The 24,148-nt window shown below is 70.6% G+C and carries 26 protein-coding genes and 2 pseudogenes; 21 read left to right on the forward strand and 7 right to left on the reverse strand.

From position 1 onward, the window contains the following. Positions 1-23: 23 nt before the first annotated feature. Positions 24-740, reverse strand: coding sequence for an IclR family transcriptional regulator NdgR (gene ndgR, locus OG435_RS31670; RefSeq protein ID WP_112450208.1), 717 nt, complete (start codon positions 738-740; stop codon positions 24-26). 184 nt (positions 741-924) lie between these two features. Between ndgR and leuC the strand changes: the two genes are divergently transcribed. The 4 genes from leuC to OG435_RS31690 all read left to right on the forward strand — a co-directional run bounded on the left by leuC (position 925) and on the right by OG435_RS31690 (position 4,147). Next, the gene (leuC, locus tag OG435_RS31675; RefSeq protein ID WP_266881316.1) at positions 925-2,358 is read left to right on the forward strand and encodes a 3-isopropylmalate dehydratase large subunit; all 1,434 of its coding nucleotides are present in this window, start codon (positions 925-927) and stop codon (positions 2,356-2,358) included. Between the two features lie 5 nt (positions 2,359-2,363). Continuing rightward, on the forward strand, positions 2,364-2,957 hold the full coding sequence (gene leuD / locus OG435_RS31680; RefSeq protein ID WP_266881317.1) for a 3-isopropylmalate dehydratase small subunit: 594 nt from the start codon (positions 2,364-2,366) through the stop codon (positions 2,955-2,957). Between the two features lie 137 nt (positions 2,958-3,094). After that, complete coding sequence (locus OG435_RS31685; protein ID WP_266881318.1) at positions 3,095-3,322, forward strand: hypothetical protein; 228 nt, start codon at positions 3,095-3,097, stop codon at positions 3,320-3,322. A 144-nt stretch (positions 3,323-3,466) separates the two neighbouring features. Next, positions 3,467-4,147, forward strand: a complete 681-nt coding sequence (locus OG435_RS31690) for an HU family DNA-binding protein (protein WP_266881319.1) — start codon at positions 3,467-3,469, stop codon at positions 4,145-4,147. A 339-nt stretch (positions 4,148-4,486) separates the two neighbouring features. Here the strand turns inward: OG435_RS31690 and cofC are convergent. Then, positions 4,487-5,149 (reverse strand): annotated as a pseudogene (cofC, locus tag OG435_RS31695) (2-phospho-L-lactate guanylyltransferase); the annotation flags it as partial. 176 nt (positions 5,150-5,325) lie between these two features. On the opposite strand from cofC, the gene OG435_RS31700 reads away from it, so the two are divergent. The 3 genes from OG435_RS31700 to OG435_RS31710 are packed head-to-tail and all read left to right on the forward strand — an operon-like array spanning position 5,326 to position 8,282. Then, the gene (locus OG435_RS31700; protein WP_266881320.1) at positions 5,326-6,078 is read left to right on the forward strand and encodes a lysophospholipid acyltransferase family protein; all 753 of its coding nucleotides are present in this window, start codon (positions 5,326-5,328) and stop codon (positions 6,076-6,078) included. Then, positions 6,075-7,085, forward strand: a complete 1,011-nt coding sequence (locus OG435_RS31705; RefSeq protein ID WP_266881321.1) for an NAD(P)H-dependent glycerol-3-phosphate dehydrogenase — start codon at positions 6,075-6,077, stop codon at positions 7,083-7,085. Before OG435_RS31700 ends, OG435_RS31705 begins: the two co-directional genes overlap by 4 nt. Before the next feature lie 39 nt (positions 7,086-7,124). Further along, the gene (locus tag OG435_RS31710) at positions 7,125-8,282 is read left to right on the forward strand and encodes a D-alanine--D-alanine ligase family protein (protein ID WP_266881322.1); all 1,158 of its coding nucleotides are present in this window, start codon (positions 7,125-7,127) and stop codon (positions 8,280-8,282) included. 103 nt (positions 8,283-8,385) lie between these two features. On the opposite strand, the gene OG435_RS31715 is transcribed toward OG435_RS31710, so the two are convergent. Together OG435_RS31715 and OG435_RS31720 are read right to left on the reverse strand one after the other, a co-directional pair. Beyond that, on the reverse strand, positions 8,386-8,880 hold the full coding sequence (locus OG435_RS31715; RefSeq protein ID WP_266882265.1) for a DUF3515 domain-containing protein: 495 nt from the start codon (positions 8,878-8,880) through the stop codon (positions 8,386-8,388). A gap of 23 nt (positions 8,881-8,903) precedes the next feature. Beyond that, the gene (locus OG435_RS31720; protein ID WP_214947835.1) at positions 8,904-9,137 is read right to left on the reverse strand and encodes an Lrp/AsnC ligand binding domain-containing protein; all 234 of its coding nucleotides are present in this window, start codon (positions 9,135-9,137) and stop codon (positions 8,904-8,906) included. A 245-nt stretch (positions 9,138-9,382) separates the two neighbouring features. On the opposite strand from OG435_RS31720, the gene OG435_RS31725 reads away from it, so the two are divergent. Together OG435_RS31725 and thiD are read left to right on the forward strand one after the other, a co-directional pair. After that, positions 9,383-10,366, forward strand: coding sequence for a thiamine-phosphate kinase (locus tag OG435_RS31725; protein WP_243337724.1), 984 nt, complete (start codon positions 9,383-9,385; stop codon positions 10,364-10,366). Continuing rightward, on the forward strand, positions 10,363-11,181 hold the full coding sequence (gene thiD, locus OG435_RS31730; RefSeq protein ID WP_266881323.1) for a bifunctional hydroxymethylpyrimidine kinase/phosphomethylpyrimidine kinase: 819 nt from the start codon (positions 10,363-10,365) through the stop codon (positions 11,179-11,181). The genes OG435_RS31725 and thiD overlap by 4 nt, the downstream gene beginning before the upstream one ends. A gap of 180 nt (positions 11,182-11,361) precedes the next feature. On the opposite strand, the gene rpmB is transcribed toward thiD, so the two are convergent. Further along, positions 11,362-11,547, reverse strand: a complete 186-nt coding sequence (gene rpmB / locus OG435_RS31735; RefSeq protein ID WP_073911113.1) for a 50S ribosomal protein L28 — start codon at positions 11,545-11,547, stop codon at positions 11,362-11,364. A 244-nt stretch (positions 11,548-11,791) separates the two neighbouring features. Between rpmB and OG435_RS31740 the strand changes: the two genes are divergently transcribed. The 9 genes and pseudogenes from OG435_RS31740 (at position 11,792) to mutM (ending at position 20,881) form a co-directional block, all read left to right on the forward strand. Then, entirely contained in the window at positions 11,792-13,426 is a 1,635-nt protein-coding gene (locus tag OG435_RS31740; protein WP_266881324.1) for a DAK2 domain-containing protein, read from the forward strand. Between the two features lie 26 nt (positions 13,427-13,452). Then, complete coding sequence (gene recG, locus OG435_RS31745) at positions 13,453-15,690, forward strand: ATP-dependent DNA helicase RecG (protein WP_266881325.1); 2,238 nt, start codon at positions 13,453-13,455, stop codon at positions 15,688-15,690. Positions 15,691-15,761: 71 nt separating this feature from the next. Continuing rightward, positions 15,762-16,343: pseudogene (rsmD, locus tag OG435_RS31750) on the forward strand (16S rRNA (guanine(966)-N(2))-methyltransferase RsmD); the annotation flags it as partial. A gap of 29 nt (positions 16,344-16,372) precedes the next feature. Beyond that, positions 16,373-16,852: a pantetheine-phosphate adenylyltransferase gene (gene coaD / locus OG435_RS31755; protein WP_266882267.1), complete on the forward strand. Its 480-nt coding sequence runs from the start codon at positions 16,373-16,375 to the stop codon at positions 16,850-16,852. A gap of 117 nt (positions 16,853-16,969) precedes the next feature. Then, on the forward strand, positions 16,970-18,046 hold the full coding sequence (locus tag OG435_RS31760; protein ID WP_266881326.1) for a cell division initiation protein: 1,077 nt from the start codon (positions 16,970-16,972) through the stop codon (positions 18,044-18,046). A gap of 149 nt (positions 18,047-18,195) precedes the next feature. Continuing rightward, complete coding sequence (locus OG435_RS31765; protein ID WP_266882269.1) at positions 18,196-18,843, forward strand: YceD family protein; 648 nt, start codon at positions 18,196-18,198, stop codon at positions 18,841-18,843. A 2-nt stretch (positions 18,844-18,845) separates the two neighbouring features. After that, on the forward strand, positions 18,846-19,019 hold the full coding sequence (gene rpmF, locus OG435_RS31770; RefSeq protein ID WP_003965982.1) for a 50S ribosomal protein L32: 174 nt from the start codon (positions 18,846-18,848) through the stop codon (positions 19,017-19,019). Between the two features lie 19 nt (positions 19,020-19,038). Next, complete coding sequence (gene rnc, locus OG435_RS31775; protein ID WP_266881327.1) at positions 19,039-19,860, forward strand: ribonuclease III; 822 nt, start codon at positions 19,039-19,041, stop codon at positions 19,858-19,860. 151 nt (positions 19,861-20,011) lie between these two features. After that, complete coding sequence (mutM, locus tag OG435_RS31780; RefSeq protein ID WP_266881328.1) at positions 20,012-20,881, forward strand: bifunctional DNA-formamidopyrimidine glycosylase/DNA-(apurinic or apyrimidinic site) lyase; 870 nt, start codon at positions 20,012-20,014, stop codon at positions 20,879-20,881. On the opposite strand, the gene OG435_RS31785 is transcribed toward mutM, so the two are convergent. After that, positions 20,836-21,276, reverse strand: coding sequence for a winged helix-turn-helix transcriptional regulator (locus OG435_RS31785; protein WP_430625728.1), 441 nt, complete (start codon positions 21,274-21,276; stop codon positions 20,836-20,838). The genes mutM and OG435_RS31785 overlap by 46 nt on opposite strands. A 139-nt stretch (positions 21,277-21,415) precedes the next feature. On the opposite strand from OG435_RS31785, the gene OG435_RS31790 reads away from it, so the two are divergent. Beyond that, positions 21,416-22,021: a flavodoxin family protein gene (locus OG435_RS31790; RefSeq protein WP_266881330.1), complete on the forward strand. Its 606-nt coding sequence runs from the start codon at positions 21,416-21,418 to the stop codon at positions 22,019-22,021. A gap of 123 nt (positions 22,022-22,144) precedes the next feature. On the opposite strand, the gene OG435_RS31795 is transcribed toward OG435_RS31790, so the two are convergent. Continuing rightward, positions 22,145-23,014: a CAP domain-containing protein gene (locus OG435_RS31795; RefSeq protein WP_266881331.1), complete on the reverse strand. Its 870-nt coding sequence runs from the start codon at positions 23,012-23,014 to the stop codon at positions 22,145-22,147. A 147-nt stretch (positions 23,015-23,161) separates the two neighbouring features. On the opposite strand from OG435_RS31795, the gene OG435_RS31800 reads away from it, so the two are divergent. Continuing rightward, positions 23,162-23,443, forward strand: a complete 282-nt coding sequence (locus OG435_RS31800; RefSeq protein WP_266881332.1) for an acylphosphatase — start codon at positions 23,162-23,164, stop codon at positions 23,441-23,443. Between the two features lie 365 nt (positions 23,444-23,808). Further along, positions 23,809-24,024, forward strand: a complete 216-nt coding sequence (locus tag OG435_RS31805; RefSeq protein ID WP_030227372.1) for a hypothetical protein — start codon at positions 23,809-23,811, stop codon at positions 24,022-24,024. Positions 24,025-24,148: the final 124 nt, after the last annotated feature.

Below are 24,148 nucleotides of genomic sequence, written 5' to 3' on the forward strand. Positions count from 1 at the left end.
GGGGAGTAAAGGGTCAACAGGGGTCAGCTGGAGCGGCGCAGGGCCTCGGTCAGGCGGGCGGCCGCGTCGATGACGGCCTGGGCGTGCATGCGGCCCGGGTGGCGGGTCAGGCGCTCGATCGGCCCGGAGACTGATACGGAGGCCACCACGCGGTTCGAGGGGCCGCGCACCGGCGCCGAGACGGAGGCCACGCCGGGCTCCCGCTCACCGATCGACTGCGCCCAGCCGCGACGCCGTACGCCCGAGAGGGCCGTCGCCGTGAAGCGCGCGCCCTGCAGGCCGCGGTGGAGCCGCTCGGGCTCCTCCCAGGCCATCAGGATCTGCGCGGCCGAGCCGGCCTTCATCGGGAGCGTGGAGCCCACCGGGACGGTGTCCCGCAGGCCCGACAGCCGCTCCGCGGCCGCCACGCAGATGCGCATGTCGCCCTGACGCCGGTAGAGCTGCGCGCTCTCGCCCGTAACGTCCCGGAGGTGGGTGAGCACCGGTCCGGCCGTGGCCAGCAGGCGGTCCTCGCCGGCCGCGGCGGCGAGCTCCGCCAGCCGCGGTCCGAGGATGAACCGGCCCTGCATGTCCCTCGCCACCATCCGGTGGTGTTCCAAAGCCACGGCAAGGCGATGTGCCGTGGGTCGTGCGAGCCCTGTCGCCGCGACCAGCCCGGCGAGGGTGGCCGGACCGGACTCCAGTGCGCTCAATACCAGAGCTGCCTTGTCGAGAACGCCGACGCCGCTAGAGTTGTCCATGAAACGATATTCGCGTCTCACACTGTGAAACGCAAGTTCAATTTTTCCAAGAACCAGCGAGTCTGTATGTGCGGGTCCACGAACCACTGGGTCCGAGCCGTCGTCCGGGACGTGGGGTACGGGCGATCAGGCGCACAAGATCTCTATCAAGCGCCGGCACAACCGGCCGGCCGGAGGGAAAGCGATGGGTAGGACACTCGCGGAGAAGGTCTGGGACGACCATGTCGTCCGGCGCGCGGAAGGTGAGCCCGACCTCCTCTTCATTGATCTGCACCTGCTGCACGAGGTGACCAGCCCGCAGGCCTTCGAGGGGCTGCGCCAGGCCGGCCGCAAGGTCCGGCGCCTCGACCTCACCATCGCGACCGAGGACCACAACACCCCCACGATCGACATCGACAAGCCGATCGCGGACCCGGTCTCCCGGGCCCAGCTGGAGACGCTGCGGTCGAACTGCGCCGAGTTCGGCGTGCGCCTGCACTCGCTGGGCGACGTCGAGCAGGGTGTCGTCCACGTGGTGGGACCGCAGCTGGGTCTGACCCAGCCGGGCACCACGGTGGTCTGCGGTGACTCGCACACCTCCACGCACGGCGCCTTCGGCGCGCTGGCGTTCGGCATCGGCACCAGCCAGGTCGAGCACGTGCTGGCGACCCAGACGCTGCCGCTGGCTCGCCCCAAGACGATGGCGATCACCGTCACCGGCGCGCTGGCCGAGGGCGTCACCGCCAAGGACCTGATCCTGGCGATCATCGCCAAGATCGGCACCGGCGGCGGCCAGGGCTACATCCTGGAGTACCGCGGCGAGGCCATCGAGCAGCTCTCGATGGAAGCCCGCATGACCATCTGCAACATGTCGATCGAGGCCGGCGCCCGCGCGGGCATGATCGCCCCCGACCAGACCACCTTCGACTACCTCCAGGGCCGTGACCACGCCCCCGTGGGCGAGGACTGGGACGCCGCGGTCGGGTACTGGAAGACCCTGCGCACCGATGACGACGCGGTCTTCGACGCCGAGGTGGTCATCGACGGCACCACCCTGTCGCCGTTCGTCACCTGGGGCACCAACCCCGGTCAGGGCGCGCCCCTGTCGGCCAACGTCCCCGACCCTGCTTCGTACGAGGACGCTTCGGAGCGCAATGCCGCCGAAAAGGCCCTGGAGTACATGGGGTTGACCGCCGGACAGCCGCTGCGCGACATCAAGGTCGACACCGTCTTCGTAGGTTCCTGCACCAACGGCCGCATCGAGGACCTGCGCGCCGTCGCCGGGATCATCGAGGGCCGCAAAGTCGCCGACGGCGTGCGGATGCTGGTCGTCCCGGGCTCGGTCCGCGTCGCCCTGCAGGCCGTGGAAGAGGGCCTGGACAAGGTCTTCAAGGAGGCCGGCGCCGAATGGCGGCACGCGGGCTGCTCGATGTGTCTGGGCATGAACCCCGACCAACTGGCGCCCGGTGAGCGCTCCGCGTCCACCTCCAACCGCAACTTCGAGGGCCGGCAGGGCAAGGGCGGGCGCACCCACCTGGTGTCCCCGCAGGTGGCCGCCGCCACCGCGGTACTGGGCCACCTGGCCTCGCCCGCCGACCTGGTCGGCTCGTCCGCCGCTACCGCGCCCGCAGGAGTCTGAGAACGATGGAAGCCTTCACCACCCACACCGGCCGGGCCGTCCCGCTGCGCCGCAGCAACGTCGACACCGACCAGATCATCCCGGCCCACTGGCTGAAGAAGATCACCCGCGACGGTTTCGAGGACGGGCTCTTCGAGGCCTGGCGCAAGGACCCGGAGTTCATCACCAACCGCCCCGAGCGCGCCGGCGCGACCGTTCTGGTCGCCGGTCCCGACTTCGGTACCGGTTCCTCGCGCGAGCACGCCGTCTGGGCCCTGCAGAACTTCGGCTTCAAGACGGTCATCTCCTCCCGCTTCGCCGACATCTTCCGCGGCAACTCGCTGAAGAACGGTCTGCTGACCGTGGTCCTGCCGCAGGAGACCGTCGACCAGCTGTGGAAGCTGACCGAGGCCGACCCCACCGCCGAGATCACGGTCGACCTGGTCGACCGCCAGGTCCGAGCCGAAGGCGTCGTAGCGGAGTTCGAACTCGACGACAACGCCCGCTGGCGGCTGCTGGAGGGCCTGGACGACATCTCTCTCACCCTTCAGAACGAAGCGGACATCGCCACGTACGAAAGCGTCCGGCCGGCCTTCAAGCCGAGCACGATTCAGGCGTGATTCCAGCCTGAGCAGCGCTTATTCGCCTTTGGGTGATCACATAGGCAACACTGTGCCCCCTGCCATCCGGCAGGGGGCACAGTCGTGTGTTGAGGCCCCATGAGGCGACAACTCGCCCCAGATGGCACAATCTGTGCATGGAACGCGACAGTCAACTTGAGCTCTACGGACTTGTCGCCGACCGATTGAAAGAAGCACACACAAGGGTGCGCACACTGCAAGTCCCGGAGGGCGTAAGGATGGCGCTGTCCCGGAAGCTGTTGGTCGTCACGGCCTTGGCGAAGCATGATCTCGCCGACGCGGCAAGACGCCTGGACAGGTTGATGAAGGACCTCGACGAGGGTCGATTCCCTGAAGGCGACTGATGCGAAGGAACTCCGTAACGGCCTACAACGTTGCGGCACTAGGGTGATAAGCCCGTTTCGTGTTTGATTTGCGGTATATATCCGCCTAACGTGCGAAATAAGCTTGAACACATTCGTTCTGGCGAAGTCTCCGAAGGGGAAGACGTGAACAAGGCGCAGCTCGTAGAAGCGATTGCCGACAAGCTGGGCGGCCGTCAGCAGGCCGCGGACGCCGTCGACGCGGTACTGGACGCCATCGTCCGCGCGACCGTCGGTGGCGACCGGGTCTCGGTCACGGGCTTCGGCTCGTTCGAGAAGGTCGACCGCCCGGCCCGCTACGCCCGCAACCCCCAGACGGGTGAGCGCGTCCGGGTCAAGAAGACCTCTGTTCCCCGCTTCCGTGCGGGCCAGGGCTTCAAGGACCTGGTCAGCGGCACGAAGAAGCTGCCCAAGGGCGGCGAGGTATCGGTGAAGAAGGCGCCCAAGGGCAGCCTCACCGGTGGCGCTTCGGCGACGGTCAAGAAGGCCGCCGCGAAGAAGGCCGCACCCGCCAAGAAGGCGGCTGCCGCGGCCAAGACCACGGTCGCGAAGAAGACCACGGCCAAGAAGGTCACCGCCACCGCCAAGAAGACGGTGGCCAAGACCGCCGTGGCGAAGAAGGCCGCCCCCGCGGCCAAGAAGGCCACGGTAAAGAAGGCCGCGGCCACGGCGAAGAAGACCACCGCCACCGCGAAGAAGACCGCCCCGGCTGCCAAGAAGGCCACCGCGGCGACGAAGGCGCCCGCCAAGAAGACGGCGACGCGCAAGGCCACCGCGAAGAAGACCACCGCCCGCAAGACCAAGTAGGGCAACGAGTCACACACGCCGGGCCGGTTTCCCCACCGTGGGGAAACCGGCCCGCGGTGCGTGCACGGGGGTTCGGGGCCGGAGGGTCCGCAGAGGTCAGAAGGCCCGCGGAGGTCGGAAGGTCCGCGGAGGTCAGAAGGTCTGCAGCGTGACCAGGGTGATCTTCAGGCCCGCGCCCTCGCCGTCCGTCTCGATCCGGACCCGCTGTCCGGGACGCAGCAGCCGCAGGCCGCCCGCGTCGAACGCCGGGGCCTCGAAGGGCACCGGGGTGCCGTCGTCCAGCAGCACGCTGCCACTGCGGGTCTGGGTGTCGTACGTGTACGCGGTCGCCTGCATACGGGCACTGTATCGGGCCGTATGGCGCCCCACGCCGAGGGTCAGGGCCGTCCGCAGATCCGCCCCCGTGTCCACGTCCCGGCGGATGCTCTCGACGCCGGCGAGGACCATTTCCACCGCTCCCGAGGCGGAATGCCGGGCCCGCGAGGGGCCGCCGAACGAGGGCGCCAATTCCACGTCCGGAGCAGCGGAAAGCAAGGTCGTCCCGATTCCCGCCGCATCCGCCAGAAATGCCCTGGGAAATGCCGAAGCGGTATCGAGCACGCGTAGCAATTCGGGTGGCCGCAGCGCCGGCAGATCCGCGTTCATCGCGGCCACCGCCGCCCCCGGCCTGCCCGCCCGTATCTCCCGCGCCCCGTGGGCCAGCGCCGCGTTGAGCCCGGCCGCGGGGGAGTCCGCAACGATCCGGGCCCCCAGCCGCGCCAGTTCCGCGCCCGCCGCGGGATCGTCCGTGACGACCACCACATCCGCGACCGCGGTGCAGGCCAGCGCCCCTGCGACGGTGTCCAGCGCGAACGCCAGGGCGAGCCCCGGCCGGGACGCCCCGACCGCCGCCGCGAGGCGGCTCTTGGCCACCGCGAGCGGCTTCAGCGGGACCACCAGACTCCAGACGGCGTTCGTGACGGACCCCTTCCCTCCGGCACGCTCGCGCGCCGCTCGGACCATGTACGGGTCATGACCAGGTCATGCGGAGCCCCATTGTCACCTCATGCCGGGCGACCCGGGGTCTGGTCCGGGTGTCCGGGGCGTACGGTGTTCTCGACAGAGACCGGACTCGGGGCCACACTTGTCCGGCCCCGAGGTGCCCAAGCCGCGCACCGGTCCTAGAGGAAGGTGTCCGAGTGTCCCGCCGCAGAATCGGCTTCTGGTACCGCCTTGCGGCGGCCATCGCGAAACCGCCGCTGGTAGTGCTCTTCAGGCGGGACTGGCGGGGAATGGAACACATTCCGACCGAGGGCGGATTTATCACCGCCGTCAATCACAACTCCTATCTGGACCCGCTGTCCTACGCGCACTTCCAGTACAACACCGGCCGGGTGCCCCGATTGCTCGGCAAGGCGGCCCTCTTCGAGGTCCCCATTGTCGGAGCGATCCTGCGCGGCTCCGGCCAGATCCCCGTCTACCGGGAGTCCACCAACGCCCTGGACGCATTCCGGGCCGCCGTGGACGCGATCGAGCGCGGCGAATGCGTGGCCTTTTACCCGGAAGGCACCCTCACCCGGGACCCCGAGATGTGGCCGATGGCCGGCAAGACCGGCGCCGCCCGCGTGGCGCTGATGACCAGGGCCCCCGTCATTCCGGTGGCCCAGTGGGGCGCGAATCTCGCGATGCCGCCCTACGCCAAGGAGAACAAGGTCAGCCTGTTCCCGCGCAAGACCCTCCAGGTCCTCGCCGGGCCGCCCGTGGACCTCTCCGCGTACTACGACCGGGAACCCACCCCGGACGTGCTCAGGGAGGCCACCGAGGTCATCATGGCGGCCATCACCGGGCTGCTGGAGGAACTGCGGGGCGAGAGTGCGCCCGCGCAGCCGTACGACCATCGCAATGCCAGGGCGCAGCAGCGGCGCAAGGCCGCAGGGGAGGGCAACAAGTGACAGGTCCCGTGAAGGCAGCCGTATTCGGAACCGGCTCCTGGGGCACGGCCTTCGCCATGGTCCTCGCCGACGCCGGCTGCGAGGTGGTCCTGTGGGGCCGCCGGCAGGAGCTCGTCGACGCCATCAACAGCGGCCGGACCAACCCGGACTACTTCCCGGACATCGAACTCCCCGCGAACATCCGGGCCACCACCGACCCGGCCGAGGCGGCGGCCGGCGCCGACTTCACGGTCCTCGCCGTCCCCTCGCAGACCCTGCGCGGCAACCTCGCCGCCTGGGCGCCGCTGCTGGCCCCCGAGACCGTGCTCGTCTCCCTGATGAAGGGCGTCGAACTCGGCACGGCCAAGCGGATGAGCGAGGTCATCGAGGAGGTGGCCAAGGTCCCCGCCGACCGGGTCGCCGTCGTCACCGGCCCCAACCTGGCCCGCGAGATCGCCGCCCGCCAGCCCGCCGCCTCCGTGGTCGCCTGCATCGACGAAGCCGTCGCCCAGCGCCTCCAGGCCGCCTGCCACACCCCGTACTTCCGCCCGTACACGAGCACCGACGTCATCGGCTGCGAGCTCGGCGGCGCCGTCAAGAACGTCATCGGCCTCGCCGTCGGCATCGCGGACGGCATGGGCCTCGGGGACAACACCAAGGGCTCGCTCATCACCCGCGGGCTCGCCGAAGCCACCCGCCTGGGCCTGGCGATGGGCGCCGACCCGCTCACCTTCTCGGGCCTCGCGGGTCTCGGCGACCTCGTCGCCACCTGCTCCTCGCCGCTCTCCCGGAACCACACCTTCGGCACCAACCTCGGCCGCGGGATGACCCTGGAGGAGACCATCGCGGTCACCAAGCAGACCGCCGAGGGCGTCAAGTCCTGCCAGTCCGTGGCCGATCTGGCCCGCCGCCACGGAGTGGACATGCCGATCACCGACACGGTCGTCGACATCGTCCACCACGGCAAGCCCACCCTGGTCGCGCTCAAGGAGCTGATGGGACGCAGCGCCAAACCGGAACGGCGCTGACTGCTTTCCGCACGCTTGACCGGGTACCCTCGTGGCGATATGAGCAGCGAGAACCTCCCCCAGACCCCTGAGCAGCAGGGCCGCAAGCCCCGCGTGGCCGTCGTGTTCGGCGGCCGCAGCTCGGAACACGCCATCTCGGTCGTCACCGCGGGCGCCGTCCTGCGCTCCATCGACCGCTCCAAGTACGAGGTGCTGCCCATCGGCATCACCACGGACGGCCGGTGGGCGCTGACCGCCGACGAGCCCGCACGGATGGCCATCTCCGGCGGCGAGCTCCCCAACGTGGGGCAGCTCGCCGACTCCGAGGACGGAGCCGTCGTGCTCTCCGTCGACCCGGCCAGCCGCGAGGTCGTCTACACCGAGCCGGGCGCCGTCCCCAAGGCGCTGGGCGAGGTCGACGTGGTCTTCCCCGTCCTGCACGGCCCGTACGGCGAGGACGGCACCCTCCAGGGCCTCCTGGAGCTCTCCGGCATCCCGTACGTCGGCTCGGGCGTCCTCGCCTCGGCCGTCGGCCAGGACAAGGACTACATGAAGCGGGTCTTCACGTCCTTCGGGCTGCGCGTCGGCCCGTACGTGACCATCCGCCCCCGCGAGTGGGAGAACGACCGCGAGGGCGCTCTCGGCCGCATCGCGGAGTTCGCCGGCGAGCACGGCTGGCCGCTGTTCATCAAGCCCGCCCGCGCGGGCTCCTCGATCGGCATCACCAAGGTCGACGGGCCCTCCGGGCTGGACGCCGCGATCCGCGAGGCCCGCCGCCACGACCCGAAGATCATCGTGGAGGCGCTGCTGCGCGGCCGCGAGATCGAGGTCGGGGTCCTGGAGTTCGAGGACGGTCCGCGCGCGAGCGTGCCCGCCGAGATCCCGCCGGTCTCCAGCCACGACTTCTACGACTTCGAGGCCAAGTACATCGACTCCGCCTCCGGACTCGTGCCCGCCCCGCTCACCCCGGAGCAGACCGCCGAGGTCCAGAGGCTCGCGATCGAGGCCTTCGACGCCGCGTCCTGCGAGGGCCTGGTGCGCGCCGACTTCTTCCTCACCGAGGACGGCGAGTTCGTCATCAACGAGATCAACACGATGCCGGGCTTCACCCCGATCTCCATGTACCCGCGCATGTGGCAGGAGTCGGGCATCGAGTACCCGGAGCTGGTGGACCGCCTGATCCAGGCCGCCCTGCGCCGCTCCACCGGGCTGCGCTAGCCCCCGAGCACGAAGCCCCGTACGCGGACGAGGACCGCCCGCCGCCCCTCGCAGGAGGAGGGCGGCGGGCGGTCCTCCTCGTGCGAGGGGCGGGTCCGCGGGGTCAGTACGAGGAGATCCCCACCGGAACGGTCTTGGCGATCGCGGCCGACAGGCCCACCAGCATGCCCGCATCCGTGGCATGCTCCTTGTCGACCCGGACCTCCGTGTACGCCAGCCGACTCCCGGTGGTGAACCGGAAGCCGCCGTCGTCCAGCTTCTCCAGGAGCCAGCCGACACCGTTCACGTCGACGCCCTCCTGCTTCTCGTCCAGCATCTTCGCGGGCCGGGGGATACCGCACCGCAGTACGATCGCCGAGCCGCCCCACGCGGCGGTCAGGTCCGACTCCGGCAGCGCCGGGGTCCGGGCCAGCGAGGCCACTGCCTCGGGGAGCTCCTTGTGCAGCGCCGCACAGAGTCCCGCGACATCGGCGGGCGGAGCGGACGGCGGATCCACCCGCGCCTCGGAACCACCCGGGGAACAGCCCGCGAGGGCCGCCGAAGCGGCCAGCGCGGTCAGCGCGGCGAGCAGAAAGAAGGGCCGGCGGTGTCGTGACATCACCGGCCAAGAGTAGACGGGGGCTACAGATGGACGACCGGGCAGGTCAAGGTGCGGGTGATGCCCTCCACCTGCTGGACCTTGGCCACGACCATGCGGCCGAGCTCGTCCACGGTGTCGGCCTGGGCGCGCACGATCACGTCGTACGGGCCCGTCACGTCCTCGGCCTGGATCACCCCCGCGATCTGCGCGATGGACTCGGCGACGAACGACGCCTTGCCCACCTCGGTTTGGATGAGGATGTACGCCTGTACCACGGAACCTCCAGGGCGGCCACGAGGATCATTTCCCCTACCCTTCGGGTGGGCCCGGGGATGACGGGTGGGCCCGGGGAAGAAGGGACGCCACGGTACCGCGTCGCCGAGCGCCGCGGGGAGACCCGCGGGTCCGGCTCCACGCAGAGCGGGGCGTACGGAGAGCAGAAGTTGACGTATCTGTTGACGGTACCCAGAGCTGTGACGGCTCGCGACCGCAAGCGGACTGGGCAAGAAGGGGCACAGCGATGAAGGGCACTGTGGGCGAGCTGGGGGAGTTCGGGCTCATTCGGGAGCTCACCTCACGGCTCACCACCACCCCGGCGGTCCGGGTCGGCCCGGGCGACGACGCCGCGGTGGTGTCGGCCCCCGACCGGCGGGTCGTGGCGAGCACGGACATCCTGCTGGAAGGCCGGCACTTCCGGCGCGACTGGTCCACGGCCTACGACGTCGGCCGCAAGGCCGCCGCGCAGAACCTCGCCGACATCGCCGCCATGGGCGCGGTGCCGACCGCGCTGCTGCTCGGTCTGGTCGTCCCGGCCGAGCTGCCGGCCACCTGGCCCACCGAGCTGATGGACGGCATCCGCGACGAATGCCAGGTCGCCGGCGCGGCCGTGGTCGGCGGCGACGTGGTCCGCGGCGACGTCATCACCGTGGCCATCACCGCACTCGGCGACCTGCGCAACCACGAACCCGTGCTGCGCTCCGGCGCCCAGCCCGGCGACGTCGTGGCCGTGACCGGCTGGCTCGGCTGGTCCGCGGCCGGCTTCGCCGTCCTCTCGCGGGGCTTCCGCTCGCCGCGGGCCTTCGTCGAGGCCCACCGCCGGCCCGAGCCCCCGTACCACGCGGGCCCCGCGGCCGCCGGACTCGGCGCCACCGCCATGACCGACGTCAGCGACGGCCTGATCGCGGACCTCGGGCACATCGCAGAGGCCAGCAAGGTACGGATCGACCTGCGCTCGGCGGCCGTCGACATCCCGACGCAGATGCACGACATCGGCCAGGCCGTCGGCGTGGACCCGCTCCAGTGGGTCCTCACCGGGGGAGAGGACCACGCGATCGTCGCCACCTTCCCGCCGGACGTGAAGCTCCCGGCCCGCTGGAAGGTCATCGGCGAGGTCCAGAACCGCTCCGCGCTGCCCCAGGTGACCGTCGACGGCGCCCCCTGGGCCTCCACCGGCGGATGGGACCACTTCGGCGGCGACACGGCCGCGGAGGACACCCCGCGATGAGCGGCATACCCGGACCGCGCCCGCACCCGCCGCTGTGCCTGACCGTCGCCGGATCAGACTCCGGCGGCGGCGCGGGCATCCAGGCCGACCTCAAGACGATGCTGGCGCTCGGGGTCCACGGGATGAGCGTGGTGACCGCTGTGACCGCGCAGAACTCGCTGGGCGTCAAAGGCGTCTGGGAACTGCCCGCGGAGGCCGTGAAGGGCCAGTACAGGGCCGTGGTGGACGATATCGGCGTCCAGGCCGTGAAGACGGGGATGCTGTCCTCCTCCGCCCTCGTGGAGACCGTGGCCGAGCTCCTCGCCGAGACCGCCGCCCCGGCCGTCGTGGACCCGGTCGGCGTCTCCAAGCACGGGGACGCGCTCCTCGCCGCCACCGCGCTGGACGCCGTACGGGGAGAACTGCTGCCCCGGGCCACCGTCGCCACGCCGAACCTGGACGAGGTGACCCAGCTCACCGGAGTCGTCGTGGAGAGCGAGGACGACATGCGCCGGGCCGCCGACGCGGTCCTCGCGTACGGGCCCGCGTGGGCGCTGATCAAGGGCGGCCACCTCGCCGCCCACGGGGGCGAGGCCGTGGACCTCCTCACCGACGGCGCCGACGAACGCTGGTTGCGCGCCCCCCGCCACGACAACCGGCACACCCACGGCACCGGCTGCACGCTCGCCAGTGCCATCGCGGCGGGCCTGGCCAAGGGCCGCACCGTCCCGGAGGCCGTCACCGAGGCCAAGGAGTACGTCACCGGGGCCATCGCCGCCGGGTTCGCCCTGGGCAAGGGCATCGGACCCGTGGACCACGCGTGGCGGTGGCGCTGAACCGGCCGCTGCCGGAACGAGGGCCGAAACGCCTGTAGGGCCTGCTCCCTCCCGTGGGTTCACGGAACGGAGCAGGCCCTACAGGTTTGATCATGTTCGATCAGGCAAAGCAAGAGGCCGGTCCACCAGGTGGACCGGCCTTCTCAGCAACCGGAAAGGGCTGCGCTACGACGGAAGGCGTCAGCGCGAGACCTTGCCGGCCTTGATGCACGAGGTGCAGGCGTTGAGGCGCTTCGGCGTCCCATTGACCACGGCACGGACACGCTGGATGTTCGGGTTCCAGCGACGCGAGGTGCGGCGGTGCGAGTGGGAAATGCTGTTGCCGAAGCTCGGCCCCTTGGCGCAAACGTCGCAGTTGGCAGCCACAGGTCACTCCAAAGACTTCAGATGCACTTACAGTGAATCCCGGCGCACCGGTATCAGAGATCTGAAGTGGTTTGCCGGGGGGGAATGGCCCGACTCTCATCGGGCAACCGGAGCAGCATACAACGACTGCCTCGGTCCAAGAAAACTACCATGTCCCCGGCCGCCCCCGCCCCGGGGTCCCGCCGCCCCGGCAGTCCTTCGTTACCCTGCGGTGAACCCTGGCCCGCACAAGGAGGAACGCCCGGTGGCGCACCAGCCTCAGCCGTACCCCCTGAACGCCGAAGCGGTACGCACCTGGAGCTCGCTGGCCCTGGCCGCACTGGGCCGGGCCCGCGAGGACATCGACGCGATCAACGTCTATCCGGTCGCCGACGCGGACACCGGCACCAACCTCTACCTGACCGCCGAATCGGCGGACCGCGAGCTCACGGACCTCCTCGCCGGAGTGACCGACGGCACAGCCGGCGCCTCCCTCCCCGAGGCCGTACGGGCCTTCGCCCACGGCGCCCTGATAGGCGCCCGGGGCAACTCCGGGACGATCCTCGCGCAGCTGCTGCGCGGGGTGGCCGACGTACTGGGCGACGAGCCCGCCGGGCGCGATCCCGCGCGGCTGCTCGCGCAGGCCCTGACCCGGGCCGCCGAGGAGGCGTACCGGGCCGTCGCGCACCCGGTGGAGGGCACCATGCTCACGGTCGCCACCGCCGCCGCCCGGGCGGCGGAAGCCGCCGCCGGGACGGTCGCAGACGTGGCCGGTGCCGCCTACGACGGAGCCCGCGCGGCCCTCGCCGAGACCCCGGGCCAGCTGGCCGCGCTGGGGCGGGCCGGGGTCGTCGACGCCGGGGGCTGCGGACTGGTCGCCGTACTCGGGGCCCTGTGGCAGGCGCTGTCCGGGCGCGAGCCGGCGCCCGAACCGGTCCGCGGCCGGGCCGTGCCCGTACCGAAACCTGCCGAGCCCTGCGCCGAGGAGCACGGCGGACCCGCCTACGAGGTGATCTACCTGCTGGAGGCCCCCGAGGCGGAGGTCGACCGGCTGCGCACCCGCCTCGACTCCCTCGGGGACTCCCTCGTGGTGGTCGGCGGCGACGGGCTGTGGAACGTCCACGTCCACGTCGACGACCCCGGCGCGGCCGTGGAGGCCGCGGTGGTCGCCGGGCGGCCGTACCGCATCCGCATCACGCACTTCGGCGACGAACGCCGCCGCGCCCGCGGCGAGCGCTCCCAGCGCGCGGTCGTCGCCGTGGTCCAGGGCGAGGGCCTGGCCGGACTGTGCGGAGAGGCGGGCGCCACCACCGTGCTCGCCCGGCCCGAAGCCCCGCCGGCCGTCGCCGAACTGGCCGACGCCATCCGCGAGGCGCACGCCCGCGAGGTCGTCCTGCTCCCGAACGGCGCCGAACTGCGCGCGGTCGCGGCGGCCGCCGCCCAGCAGGCGCGGGCCGAAGGCGTACGGGTCGCCGTGATCCCCACCCGCTCCGAGGTCCAGGGCCTGGCCGCCCTCGCCGTGCACGACCCGGACGGCACCTTCGACGAGGACGTGGTCGCCATGACGGCGGCCGCCGGGGCCACCCGCTACGGCGAACTCGCCGTCGCCGAACGGCAGTCCTTCACCTCGGCCGGCATCTGCCAGGCCGGCGACGTGCTCGGTCTCATCGACGGCGACGTCGCCGTCATCGGCACGGCCCTGGCCGAGACCGCCGAGGCCGTCCTGGCCCGCATGCTCGGATCCGGCGGCGAACTGGTCACCCTGGTCCTGGGCCCCGAGGCCCCCGAGGAGCTCGCCGACCGCCTGGAGGCGTACGTCCAGCACGGTCACCTCGCCGTCGACACCGTCACCTATCAGGGCGGACGCTGGTCCGCGCCGCTGCTCATCGGGGTGGAATAGCCGGGTTGTCGGCGCCATGGTGTGCAATGGAACACGTGCCCGCGCTCGACGAAGACCTCAAGAAGACCCTCGGCCCCGCCACCGCGAAGGTGCTGGCCGAGCAGCTCGGCCTGCACACGGCCCTGGACCTGCTCCACCACTACCCCCGGCGGTACGCGGAGCGCGGCGAGCTGACCTCGCTGGCCGAACTCGCGGACCAGATCGACGAACACGTCACGGTGGTCGCGCAGGTCGCCGACGCCCGCCTGCTGACGTACCAGGGCAGCCGGGGCGGCGGAAAGCGCCTCGAAGTCACCATCACCGACGGCAGCGGACGGCTCCAGCTGGTCTTCTTCGGGTCCGGCGTCCACAAGCCGCACAAGGAACTCCTGCCCGGCAGCCGCGCCATGTTCGCGGGCAAGGTCGGCATGTTCAACCACAAGCTCCAGCTCGCCCACCCGGCCTACGAACCGCTCGGCGCCGACGCCTCCGACCGGGACGCGGCCGCCGCCTTCGCGAGCCAGCTCATCCCGATCTACCCCGCCTGCGCGAAGCTCGAGTCCTGGAAGATCGCCAAGTGCGTGGACGCGGTGCTCCCCACGGCCCAGGAGGTCGTCGACCCGCTGCCCGGCTCCCTGCGCGAGGACCGCGGACTGGTCCCGCTCACCGAGGCCCTGCTGAAGATCCACCGCCCGGTCACCAAGGCCGACATCGAGGACGCCCGCGGCCGTCTCAAGTGGGACGAGGCCTTCGTCCTCCAGGTCGCCCTGGCCCGCCGCCGGCACGCCGACTCCCAGCTCCCGGCCGTACCCCGCCGCCCCACCCCCGGCGGCCTCCTCGAATCCTTCGACGCCAAGCTCCCCTTCACCCTCACCGAAGGCCAGCGGACCGTCTCCAAGGAGATCTTCGACGACCTCGCCACCGACCACCCCATGCACCGCCTCCTCCAGGGGGAGGTCGGTTCGGGAAAGACGATGGTCGCCCTGCGGGCCATGCTCGCCGTCGTCGACTCCGGCGGGCAGGCCGCCATGCTCGCCCCCACCGAGGTGCTCGCACAGCAGCACCACCGGTCCATCACCGAGATGATGGGCGAGCTCGCCGAGGGCGGCATGCTCGGCGGCTCCGACCGGGGGACCAAGGTGGTCCTGCTCACCGGATCGATGGGGATGCCCGCGCGGCGCCAGGCGCTGCTCGACCTGATCACCGGCGAGGCCGGGCTCGTGATCGGCACGCACGCGCTCATCGAGGACAAGGTCCAGTTCCACGACCTCGGCCTGGTCGTCGTCGACGAGCAGCACCGCTTCGGCGTGGAGCAGCGCGACGCCCTGCGCTCCAAGGGCAAGCAGCCGCCGCACCTGCTCGTCATGACCGCCACCCCGATCCCGCGCACGGTCGCCATGACCGTCTTCGGCGATCTGGAGACCTCCGTACTGGACCAGCTCCCCGCCGGCCGTTCCCCGATCGCCACCCACGTGGTGCCCGCCAAGGACAAGCCGCACTTCCTGGCCCGGACCTGGGAGCGGGTCCGCGAGGAAGTCGAGAACGGCCACCAGGCGTACGTGGTCTGCCCGCGCATCGGGGACGGGGAGGACGAGAACGGCAAGGGCGCCAAGGGAGCGAAGGGAGCCGCCGCGAAGAAGAAGGCGGCGGCCGAGGAGGACGGCGACCGGCGGCCCCCGCTGGCGGTGCTGGAGATCGCCGAGCAGCTCACCCGGGGCCCCCTCGCCGGGCTCTGCGTCGAGGTGCTGCACGGGCGGATGGACCCCGCCGACAAGGACGACGTGATGCGCCGCTTCACTGCCGGCGAGGTCAAGGTGCTGGTCGCCACCACCGTCATCGAGGTCGGCGTGAACGTCCCGAACTCCACCGTCATGGTCATCATGGACGCGGACCGCTTCGGCGTCTCCCAGCTCCACCAGCTCCGCGGCCGCGTCGGCCGCGGCTCCGCCCCGGGGCTCTGCCTGCTGGTCAGCGAGATGCACGAAGCCAGCCCCGCCCGCGCCCGGCTCGCGGCCGTCGCCGCCACCCTGGACGGCTTCGAGCTCTCCCGCATCGACCTGGAGCAGCGCCGCGAGGGCGACGTGCTCGGCCAGGCCCAGTCCGGTGTCCGGTCCTCCCTGCGGATGCTCGCGGTCATCGAGGACGAGGAGGTCATCACCCAGGCCCGGGAGGAGGCCACCCGCGTGGTCGCCGCCGATCCCGAGCTCACGGAGCTGCCCGGCCTGCGGACCGCCCTGGACGCCCTGCTGGACACCGAGCGGGAGCAGTACCTGGAGAAGGGCTGACGGGTGCGGTGACGGGTACGACCTATCGTTGAACACCTGCACCACCCGTTGCCCCGCTCACCGAAGGACCCCAGATGACCCGCGTGATCGCCGGAAGCGCCGGCGGGCGACGCCTCGCCGTACCGCCCGGCACCGGCACCCGCCCGACCTCGGACCGGATGCGCGAAGGACTCTTCTCCACCTGGGAGTCGCTGCACGGAGTGGAGGGGGCCCGCGTCCTCGACCTCTACGCCGGTTCCGGCGCCGTCGGCCTCGAGGCGCTCTCCCGCGGCGCGGACCACGCGCTGCTGGTCGAGCCCGACGCCAAGGCCGCCAAGGCGATCAAGGACAACATCACGTCGGTCGGCCTGCCCGGCGCCGAATTCCGGTCCGGCAGGGCCGAGCAGATCGTGGCCGGCGCCGCGCACGGGGACCCGTACGACATGGTCTTCCTGGACCCGCCGTACGAGGTCGAGAACGCACACCTCCGCGAGATCCTCCTCACACTCCGGTCCAATGGCTGGCTCACGGACGACGCGCTCGTCACCGTGGAGCGCAGGACCCGCAGCGGGGCCTTCCCGTGGCCGGACGGCTTCGAGCCGCTGCGCTCCAGGAAGTACGGCGAGGGCACCCTTTGGTACGGTCGCGCCGCCTCCACCAGCGAAGAGTCATGAACCCCGCACCCGGGAACGAGGGAATGCAGTTGCGCCGCGCCGTCTGTCCGGGGTCGTTCGACCCCATCACCAACGGACACCTCGACATCATCGGCAGGGCCTCGCGGCTCTACGACGTGGTCCACGTAGCCGTGATGATCAACCAGTCCAAGCAGGGGCTCTTCACCGTCGAGGAGCGGATGGAGCTGATCCGCGAGGCGACCGCCGGCTACGGGAACATCGTGGTCGAGTCCTTCCACGGGCTCCTCGTCGACTTCTGCAAGCAGCGGGAGATCCCGGCCATCGTCAAGGGCCTGCGCGCCGTCAGCGACTTCGACTACGAGCTGCAGATGGCCCAGATGAACATGGGCCTGTCGGGCGTCGAGACCCTCTTCGTCCCGACCAACCCCACCTACAGCTTCCTGTCCTCCTCCCTGGTCAAGGAAGTGGCGGCCTGGGGCGGCGACGTCGCCCACCTGCTGCCCGCACACGTGCACGCCGCGCTGCTGGAGCGGCTGCCCCGGCGCTGACCCCGGCCGCCGCCGCCCCTGACCGGGAGTCAGCCGGTGTCGGCTCCCGGGCCGGTGGCCTTACAGTCGTCCCGTCCGTCTCGGGAACCGCCCGGGGCCGAGAGAGTGCGAGCACCCATGGACGTGCAGAAGAAGCTCGACGAGATCGTCGCGGCCGTCGGCAGCGCCCGGTCCATGCCCATGTCGGCCTCGTGCGTGATCAACCGCGCCGAGCTGCTCGCCCTGCTCGAAGAGGTACGGGGCGCCCTGCCGGGCTCCCTCGCACAGGCCCAGGAGCTCATCGGCGGCCGGGAGCAGATGGTCGAGGAGGCCCGCCGCGAGGCCGACCGGATCATCGAGTCGGCGCACGCCCAGCGCGGTTCGCTGATCTCCGACACCGAGGTCGCACGGCGCTCCCAGGACGAGGCGGACCGGATCCTGGCGGAGGCCCGCCGGGAGGCCGACGAGGTCAAGGCCGAGGCCGACGACTACGTCGACAGCAAGCTCGCGAACTTCGAGGTCGTCCTCACCAAGACCATCGGCTCGGTGGACCGGGGCCGCGAGAAGCTGCTGGGCCGCGGCGCCGGGCTCGACGAGCAGGGTTACCCTGACGCCGAGGCGCCCGAGCGCAGCCACGACCCCGAGACGCAGCGCCAGCAGGCGGACGCGTACGTGGACACCAAGCTGGCCACCTTCGAAGCGGTGCTCTCCAAGACCCTGGAGGCCGTCGGCCGGGGCCGCCAGAAGCTGCTGGGCCGCGTGGCCACCGACGACCTCGGCGCGCACATGGCCGCCCAGGACGCGGTCGGGCACCAGCAGTCGCGCTCCTCCAGCGACGCGGACTTCCTGGCTGGGCTGGCCGAGCCGCAGGCGCCGCTGATCCCCGCACAGGCGCAGCCGGAGCCGCAGCCCTCGTACGACGCGTACTCCTACCAGCAGCCCGTCCAGCAGGACGCCTACGCCTACCAGGACCCGTACTCCGGCTACCAGCAGCCCCAGCAGCAGCCCGACCCGTACGCGGTCTCGTACGAGCAGCAGCCCGACCCGTACCCCGGTGCAAGCACCGGCTCCACCGGAGCGGCTTACGCCGCGCACTACGATGCGCAGCAGCCGCAGCCCGTACAGGACCAGCAGGCGGCGCTCGACGAGACCAGCTTCTTCGACACGGGCATGATCAATCTGGACCAGCTGCGCCAGTACGAACAGGGCCGCTGAGCTCGCCCGGAACCTGGATTGGGCTCAGAGCGAAGCGGCGGGTATCCTGGCTCTTCGGTCGCGTATGCACCGCGATCCATGCTGCCCCCGAGTGGCGGAAATCTTGATCTTCAGCAGTCTCCAGTGATTTTGTGAAAGCGGGAACAGCCCTGAACACCCACCTCGACCACCGCAATCCTCTCGTGTTCGACACGCACGAGCTGGGTCGGCGTCCTGGTGCCATGCTGCGGCTGTCCCGTGAGATCGCGGCGCCGGCGGACCTCGGTCTCGCCGGAGTCATCGGAGTGCCCCAGGGCAACAAGCTGAACCTCAAGCTCCGCCTCGAGTCGGTCATGGAAGGGGTGCTTGTCACAGGCACCGTCCGTGGCTGGGCGACCGGGGAGTGCGTAAGGTGTCTGGAGGCCGTCGAGCGTGAGCTCAAGGCGGAGTTCCAGGAGATGTTCTCGTACCCTGACGCCGACGACCGGATCCGCTCCAAGGCGGAGCCGGCCGACGACGCCGAGGACGACGAGGACACACTCTTTCTCGAGGACGGCTTGTTCGACCTCGAATCCGTGCTGCGCGATGTGGTGGTGCTCGCACTGCCGCTGCAGCCGGTGTGCCGGGAGGATTGTCTCGGACTGTGCCCCGATTGCGGGCTCAGCCTGAACGACGACCCGGACCACCATCATGACGCCGTCGACATCCGTTGGGCGGCACTGCAGGGACTCGTCACCGATCAGGGCGTCGAGAAGGACAATATGAGCGGCACTGCCTCCGACGGAGTTCAGGGCGCCGCCGAGAAGCAGGAGAAGTAGCCGTGGCTGTTCCGAAGCGGAAGATGTCGCGCAGCAACACGCGCCACCGCCGGTCGCAGTGGAAGGCTGCGGTCCCCACCCTGGTTTCGTGTGAGCGTTGCCAGGAGCCGAAGCTCCAGCACATTGCGTGCCCGAGCTGCGGCACCTACAACAAGCGCCAGGTCCTCGAGGTCTGAGCGGCTGGTGAGAGGCGCAATGTCTGAGCTGTCCAACGCTGAGAAGCAGGCAGACAGTAAGAACGCGGCCTCGTCCCACGTGCTTCTGGAAGGGCGGCTCGGGTATCGACTCGAGTCCGCCCTTCTGGTGCGTGCGCTGACCCACCGCTCGTACGCGTACGAGAACGGCGGTCTGCCCACCAACGAACGCCTGGAGTTCCTCGGGGACTCCGTGCTGGGCTTGGTGGTCACGGACACGCTGTACACGACCCACCCCGATCTGCCGGAAGGCCAACTGGCCAAACTGCGGGCCGCGGTAGTCAACTCGCGTGCACTTGCCGAAGTCAGCCGCGGGCTCGAACTCGGCTCCTTCATCCGGCTCGGCCGGGGTGAAGAGGGCACGGGTGGCCGGGACAAGGCTTCCATCCTCGCCGACACCCTTGAAGCGGTGATCGGCGCGGTCTACCTCGACCAGGGTCTCGACGCGGCCTCGGAGCTGGTTCACCGGCTCTTCGACCCGCTCATCGACAGGTCCTCGAACCTCGGCGCCGGCCTGGACTGGAAGACCAGTCTCCAGGAACTCACGGCCGCCGAAGGTCTCGGGGTGCCCGAATACCTGGTCACCGAGACCGGCCCGGACCACGAGAAGACCTTCACCGCCGCCGCGCGCGTCGGTGGGATCTCTTACGGCACCGGTGTCGGGCGCAGCAAGAAGGAAGCGGAACAGCAGGCGGCGGAGTCCGCGTGGCGCGGTATCAGTACCGCGACGGGCGAGCAGACCTCGACGACTGCCGGGACCACGGCCGCTCCGGCCGAGGACGACGGGACGCCGACTCCCGCCGACCCGGCGCCGGACGCCTGACCCGTTCTTCCGGGAACTCCCCGCCCCGCCACCTGCTCCGGCAGGCGGCGGGGCGGACCCGTTTCCGGGGAAAGGCCCCCGCGGGGCGGGCGGGGCGGGCCCGGTAGGCTCGGCGGCAGCGTCCCGATCCGCACTCCCTCCGGAGGACCCCGTGCCCGAGCTGCCCGAAGTCGAAGTGGTGCGGCGCGGGCTGGAGCGCTGGGTGGCCGGGCGGACCGTCACGGCCGTCGAGGTCCTGCACCCGCGCGCCGTACGCCGGCACGAGGGCGGCGGCGCCGATTTCGCGGCGCGGCTCACGGGGGAGACCTTCGGGGTCCCCATGCGGCGCGGCAAGTACCTGTGGCTGCCGCTGGAGGACCGGGAGCACTCCGTGCTCGGGCACCTCGGGATGAGCGGCCAGCTCCTCGTGCAGCCCGAGGGGGCGCCCGACGAGAAGCACCTGCGCATCCGGGTGCGGTTCGGGGACGACGCCGGGACGGAGCTGCGCTTCGTGGACCAGCGGACCTTCGGCGGGCTGTCGCTGCACGCCTGCGTCCCCGGCAGCGCGGAAGGGCTGCCCGACGTCATCGCGCACATCGCGCGGGACCCCCTGGACCCGCTCTTCGACGAGACGGCCTACCACCTGGCGCTGCGCGCCAAGCGCACCACCGTGAAGCGGGCGCTGCTCGACCAGTCGCTGATCAGCGGGGTCGGCAACATCTACGCGGACGAATCGCTCTGGCGCGCCAAGCTGCACTACGAGCGCCCCACGGCCACGCTCACGCGCCCCCGGAGCGCGGAACTCCTCGGCCACGTCCGCGACGTCATGAACGAGGCGCTCGCCGTCGGCGGCACCAGCTTCGACAGCCTCTACGTCAACGTCAACGGCGAGTCCGGCTACTTCGACCGTTCGCTCGACGCCTACGGCCGGGAGGACGAGCCCTGCCGGCGCTGCGGCACTTCGATGCGGCGCAGGCCTTGGATGAACCGGTCGAGCTACTTCTGCCCGCGCTGCCAGCGGCCCTCGCGCGTGGCGTCGTAGGCGGACCTGGAAGAGAGCACCGCGGGCATGCTGCCCTCCAGCAGCCCGATGAGCGCGTCCACGCGCTCCGCGACCGATACGCCGAACGGGGTCAGCTCGTAGTCGACCCGGGGCGGGTTGGTCGGCTGGGCCTCCCGGTTGACGATGCCGTCGCGCTCCAGCGCGTGCAGGGTCTGGGAGAGCATCTTCTCGCTTATGCCGTCCACGCGGCGGCGCAGCTCGTTGAACCGGCACGGCCCCTTGGACAGGGCGCCGACCGTGAGGCTGCCCCAGCGACCCGTGACGTTCTCCAGCGTCTCGCGGGACGGGCACGCACGAGCGAACACATCGAAGGCTTCGGAGGCCTGTTCGGGCACGCCGTCACCCTCGGTTTCGCTACACCCTGGAATCTGCATGGTTTCAGCCTACTACTGAGCAGCGCCAGCCATCAGGTTGCGCTTTCGAAAAGTTAGTGGTTACCTCTGTGTTGTTGCATCACGCCGCACAGCCCGCACAACGCCGTGTACCCCACGGTGTTTTCCGAGGGAGACCGTCTTGTCCGGAACCACGTACACCCCCGTCGTCTCGATCGCCTACCACTCCGGCTACGGCCACACCGCCGTGATCGCCGAGGCCGTCAAGGCCGGCGCCGTCGATGCCGGCGCGACCGTCCACCTGATCAAGGTCGACGAGATCGACGACGCGCAGTGGGAGCTCCTGACCGCGTCCGACGCGATCGTCTTCGGCGCTCCGACCTACATGGGCACCGCCTCCGGTGCCTTCCACGTCTTCGCCGAGGCCACCTCGAAGATCTGGTTCGCGGCCGGCTGGCAGGACAAGGTCGCCGCGGGCTTCACCAACTCCGGCTCCAAGTCCGGAGACAAGGGCAACACCCTCGACTACTTCCAGACCCTGGCCTCGCAGCACGGCATGAGCTGGGTCAACCTGGGTCTGAAGCCGGGCTGGAACTCCAGCACCGGTTCCGAGAACGACATCAACCGCCTCGGCTTCTTCGACGGCGCCGCCGCCCAGTCCAACGGCGACCAGGGCCCCGAGTTCGTCCACAAGGCCGACATCGCCACCGCCGAGCACCTCGGCGCCCGCGTCACCGAGCAGGCCCGCGTGCTGCTCGCGGGCCGCGCCGTACTCGCCGGGGTCTGACGAGGGCCCGGGTGCCGGGCGCTGCCCGCCCGGCACGGGGGCGTTGCGCGGAAAACGGGCGGGGGCACGGTCGGGCGCGGCGACATCCGCCGCGCGTGACCGTGCCCCCGCCCGTTTGTGCTGCTAGAAGCCGAAGTCCTGCGTCCACCAGGGGCCGCCGGCGGCGTTGTACACGCCGACGCCCAGGGTGCGGAACTCGCAGTTGAGGATGTTGGCCTTGTGGCCCGGGCTGTTCATCCAGGCCTTCATCACGGCCGCCGCGTCACCCTGACCGCGGGCGATGTTCTCGCCGCCCATCCCCGATATGCCGGCCTTGGTGGCGCGGTCCCACGGGGTGTTGCCGTCGGGGTCGGTGTGGTCGAAGAAGCCCCGGTCGGCCATGTCCTTGCTGAAGGCCCCGGCCAGCGCCGCCAGCGGCGGGTTCGCCCGGACCGGAACGCAGCCCGCCTGCGCGCGCTCCTGGTTCACCAGGGTGAGTACGGCGCTCTCCTCGGCGGAGTGACCGGCCGAGGCGGGCGCTGCGGGCGGGGCCGCGGGGGCGGAGGGCTTCGGAGCGGCGGTCTTCGGCTTCGGCGTCACCGGCGTCGGGGTGGGGCTCGCCTTCGGGGTCTTCGCCGGCGCCGTGGAGGGGGACGGAGAAGGGGAAGGGGAGGCCGACGGGGAAGGCGGGGCCGAGGGGGTGGGGGAGGACGGAGGGGTACCCGCTCCCGAAGGGGTCCGACCGGAGAGGTTGGCGAGGCCGCCCTGTTGCTCCAGCGCGCTCCCGGTGCTCGGCGAGACCGGGGTCCGGGCCCCGGCGTTCGCGGTTTTCGCGTCGGAGCCCGCGGTCGTGACCCCTACATAGGGGAAGGAGGAGCCGACCGGGACGAAGCCCGTGGTGACGGCCGCCGTGCCGAGGGCCACCGCCACGGATACGCCGAGGAGACCGCCTCGCAGGGCGGCGCGGCGCTTGCCGCCGGGGCGCGGTGCGGCGTGGAGTCGGTGACGTCCCATCGCGGCTTCACCTTCCTGGGGTTCGGATCAATGCTTCAAGATCAACCTTTACTCACCCAAATGGGTGAGCTCATTGCTGCGCGACTGTACGCCATGGCGACAGGGGGCGAGGTGACCCGGATTTGTTTGCCCGGTTAGCGTTCAGACATGAACGAAGATGTGCGCATGACCGCCTGGGTGCGCGGCCGTGTACAGGGAGTGGGCTTCCGCTGGTTCACCAGGGCCAATGCCATGGAGATCGGCGGACTGATCGGCTTCGCGCTCAACCTGGACGACGGGCGAGTACAGGTGGTGGCCGAAGGTCAACGTGAGAATTGCCACCGGCTCCTGGAGTGGCTGCACGGCCCCGACACGCCCGGGAACGTCGACGGGGTGACAGAGATCTGGGGCACACCGCGCGGTGGTTATGACGGGTTCGCGATCCGGTGAGCGATCGACTGATCATGTACTGAACACATCGCCGGATGGTCCGCATGCGGTCGGAACTGCGCATTCATCGCCGACGCGTTGCCGACGGGGCGGATCCGTGGAAGGCTCGGAGACGAGGATGATCTCCACGCCCCTTGCGGGGGCCGGGATGCCCGCCGATACGGGGCGTGATCGTGTTGACCGTCAAACTTTTTGGTGAGACGCTGGAAGCCCCGCGCACCTGAGCTGTTTGGCAGTGCTGGCAGTACACAGTGTCAGCCAAAGATCGATGCAGTGACTGACAGTCGCTGCCGGACCTCGCGGGTGCGATTCCCTCACGACCCACACCGCTTCGGTCGGTCACTCAGTGTGGAGGACCATCCATCATGGCAAAGGCGCTTCTCGGTTACGTCGGCGGTTCCGACCCGCGACTCCTCGCCGAGATGCGACGGCTTCAGCAGCGCGTCCAGGACCTCGAGTCCGAGCTCGGACGAATCCAGTCCGAAAACGACGCTCTGAACGCGGCCGCCGCACAGCACGGAGACTCGTTGCTTGACAGCATCGACCTCGACGTACCCCAGGCGGAGCCTGCGCTCACCTGATCCGCGCTCCCTCGTCGCTCGATCAACGGAACCGCATGATCTGCAAGGGACGCTTCGGCGTCCCTTCTTTCTTTCCGTTCTTCCCTACTCCGCTTTTCCTCCGCCTTTCCCACCTCGGACAAGG

It is taken from the genome of Streptomyces sp. NBC_01264 (assembly GCF_026340675.1).
In the GTDB taxonomy this organism is placed as follows: Bacteria; Actinomycetota; Actinomycetes; order Streptomycetales; family Streptomycetaceae; genus Streptomyces.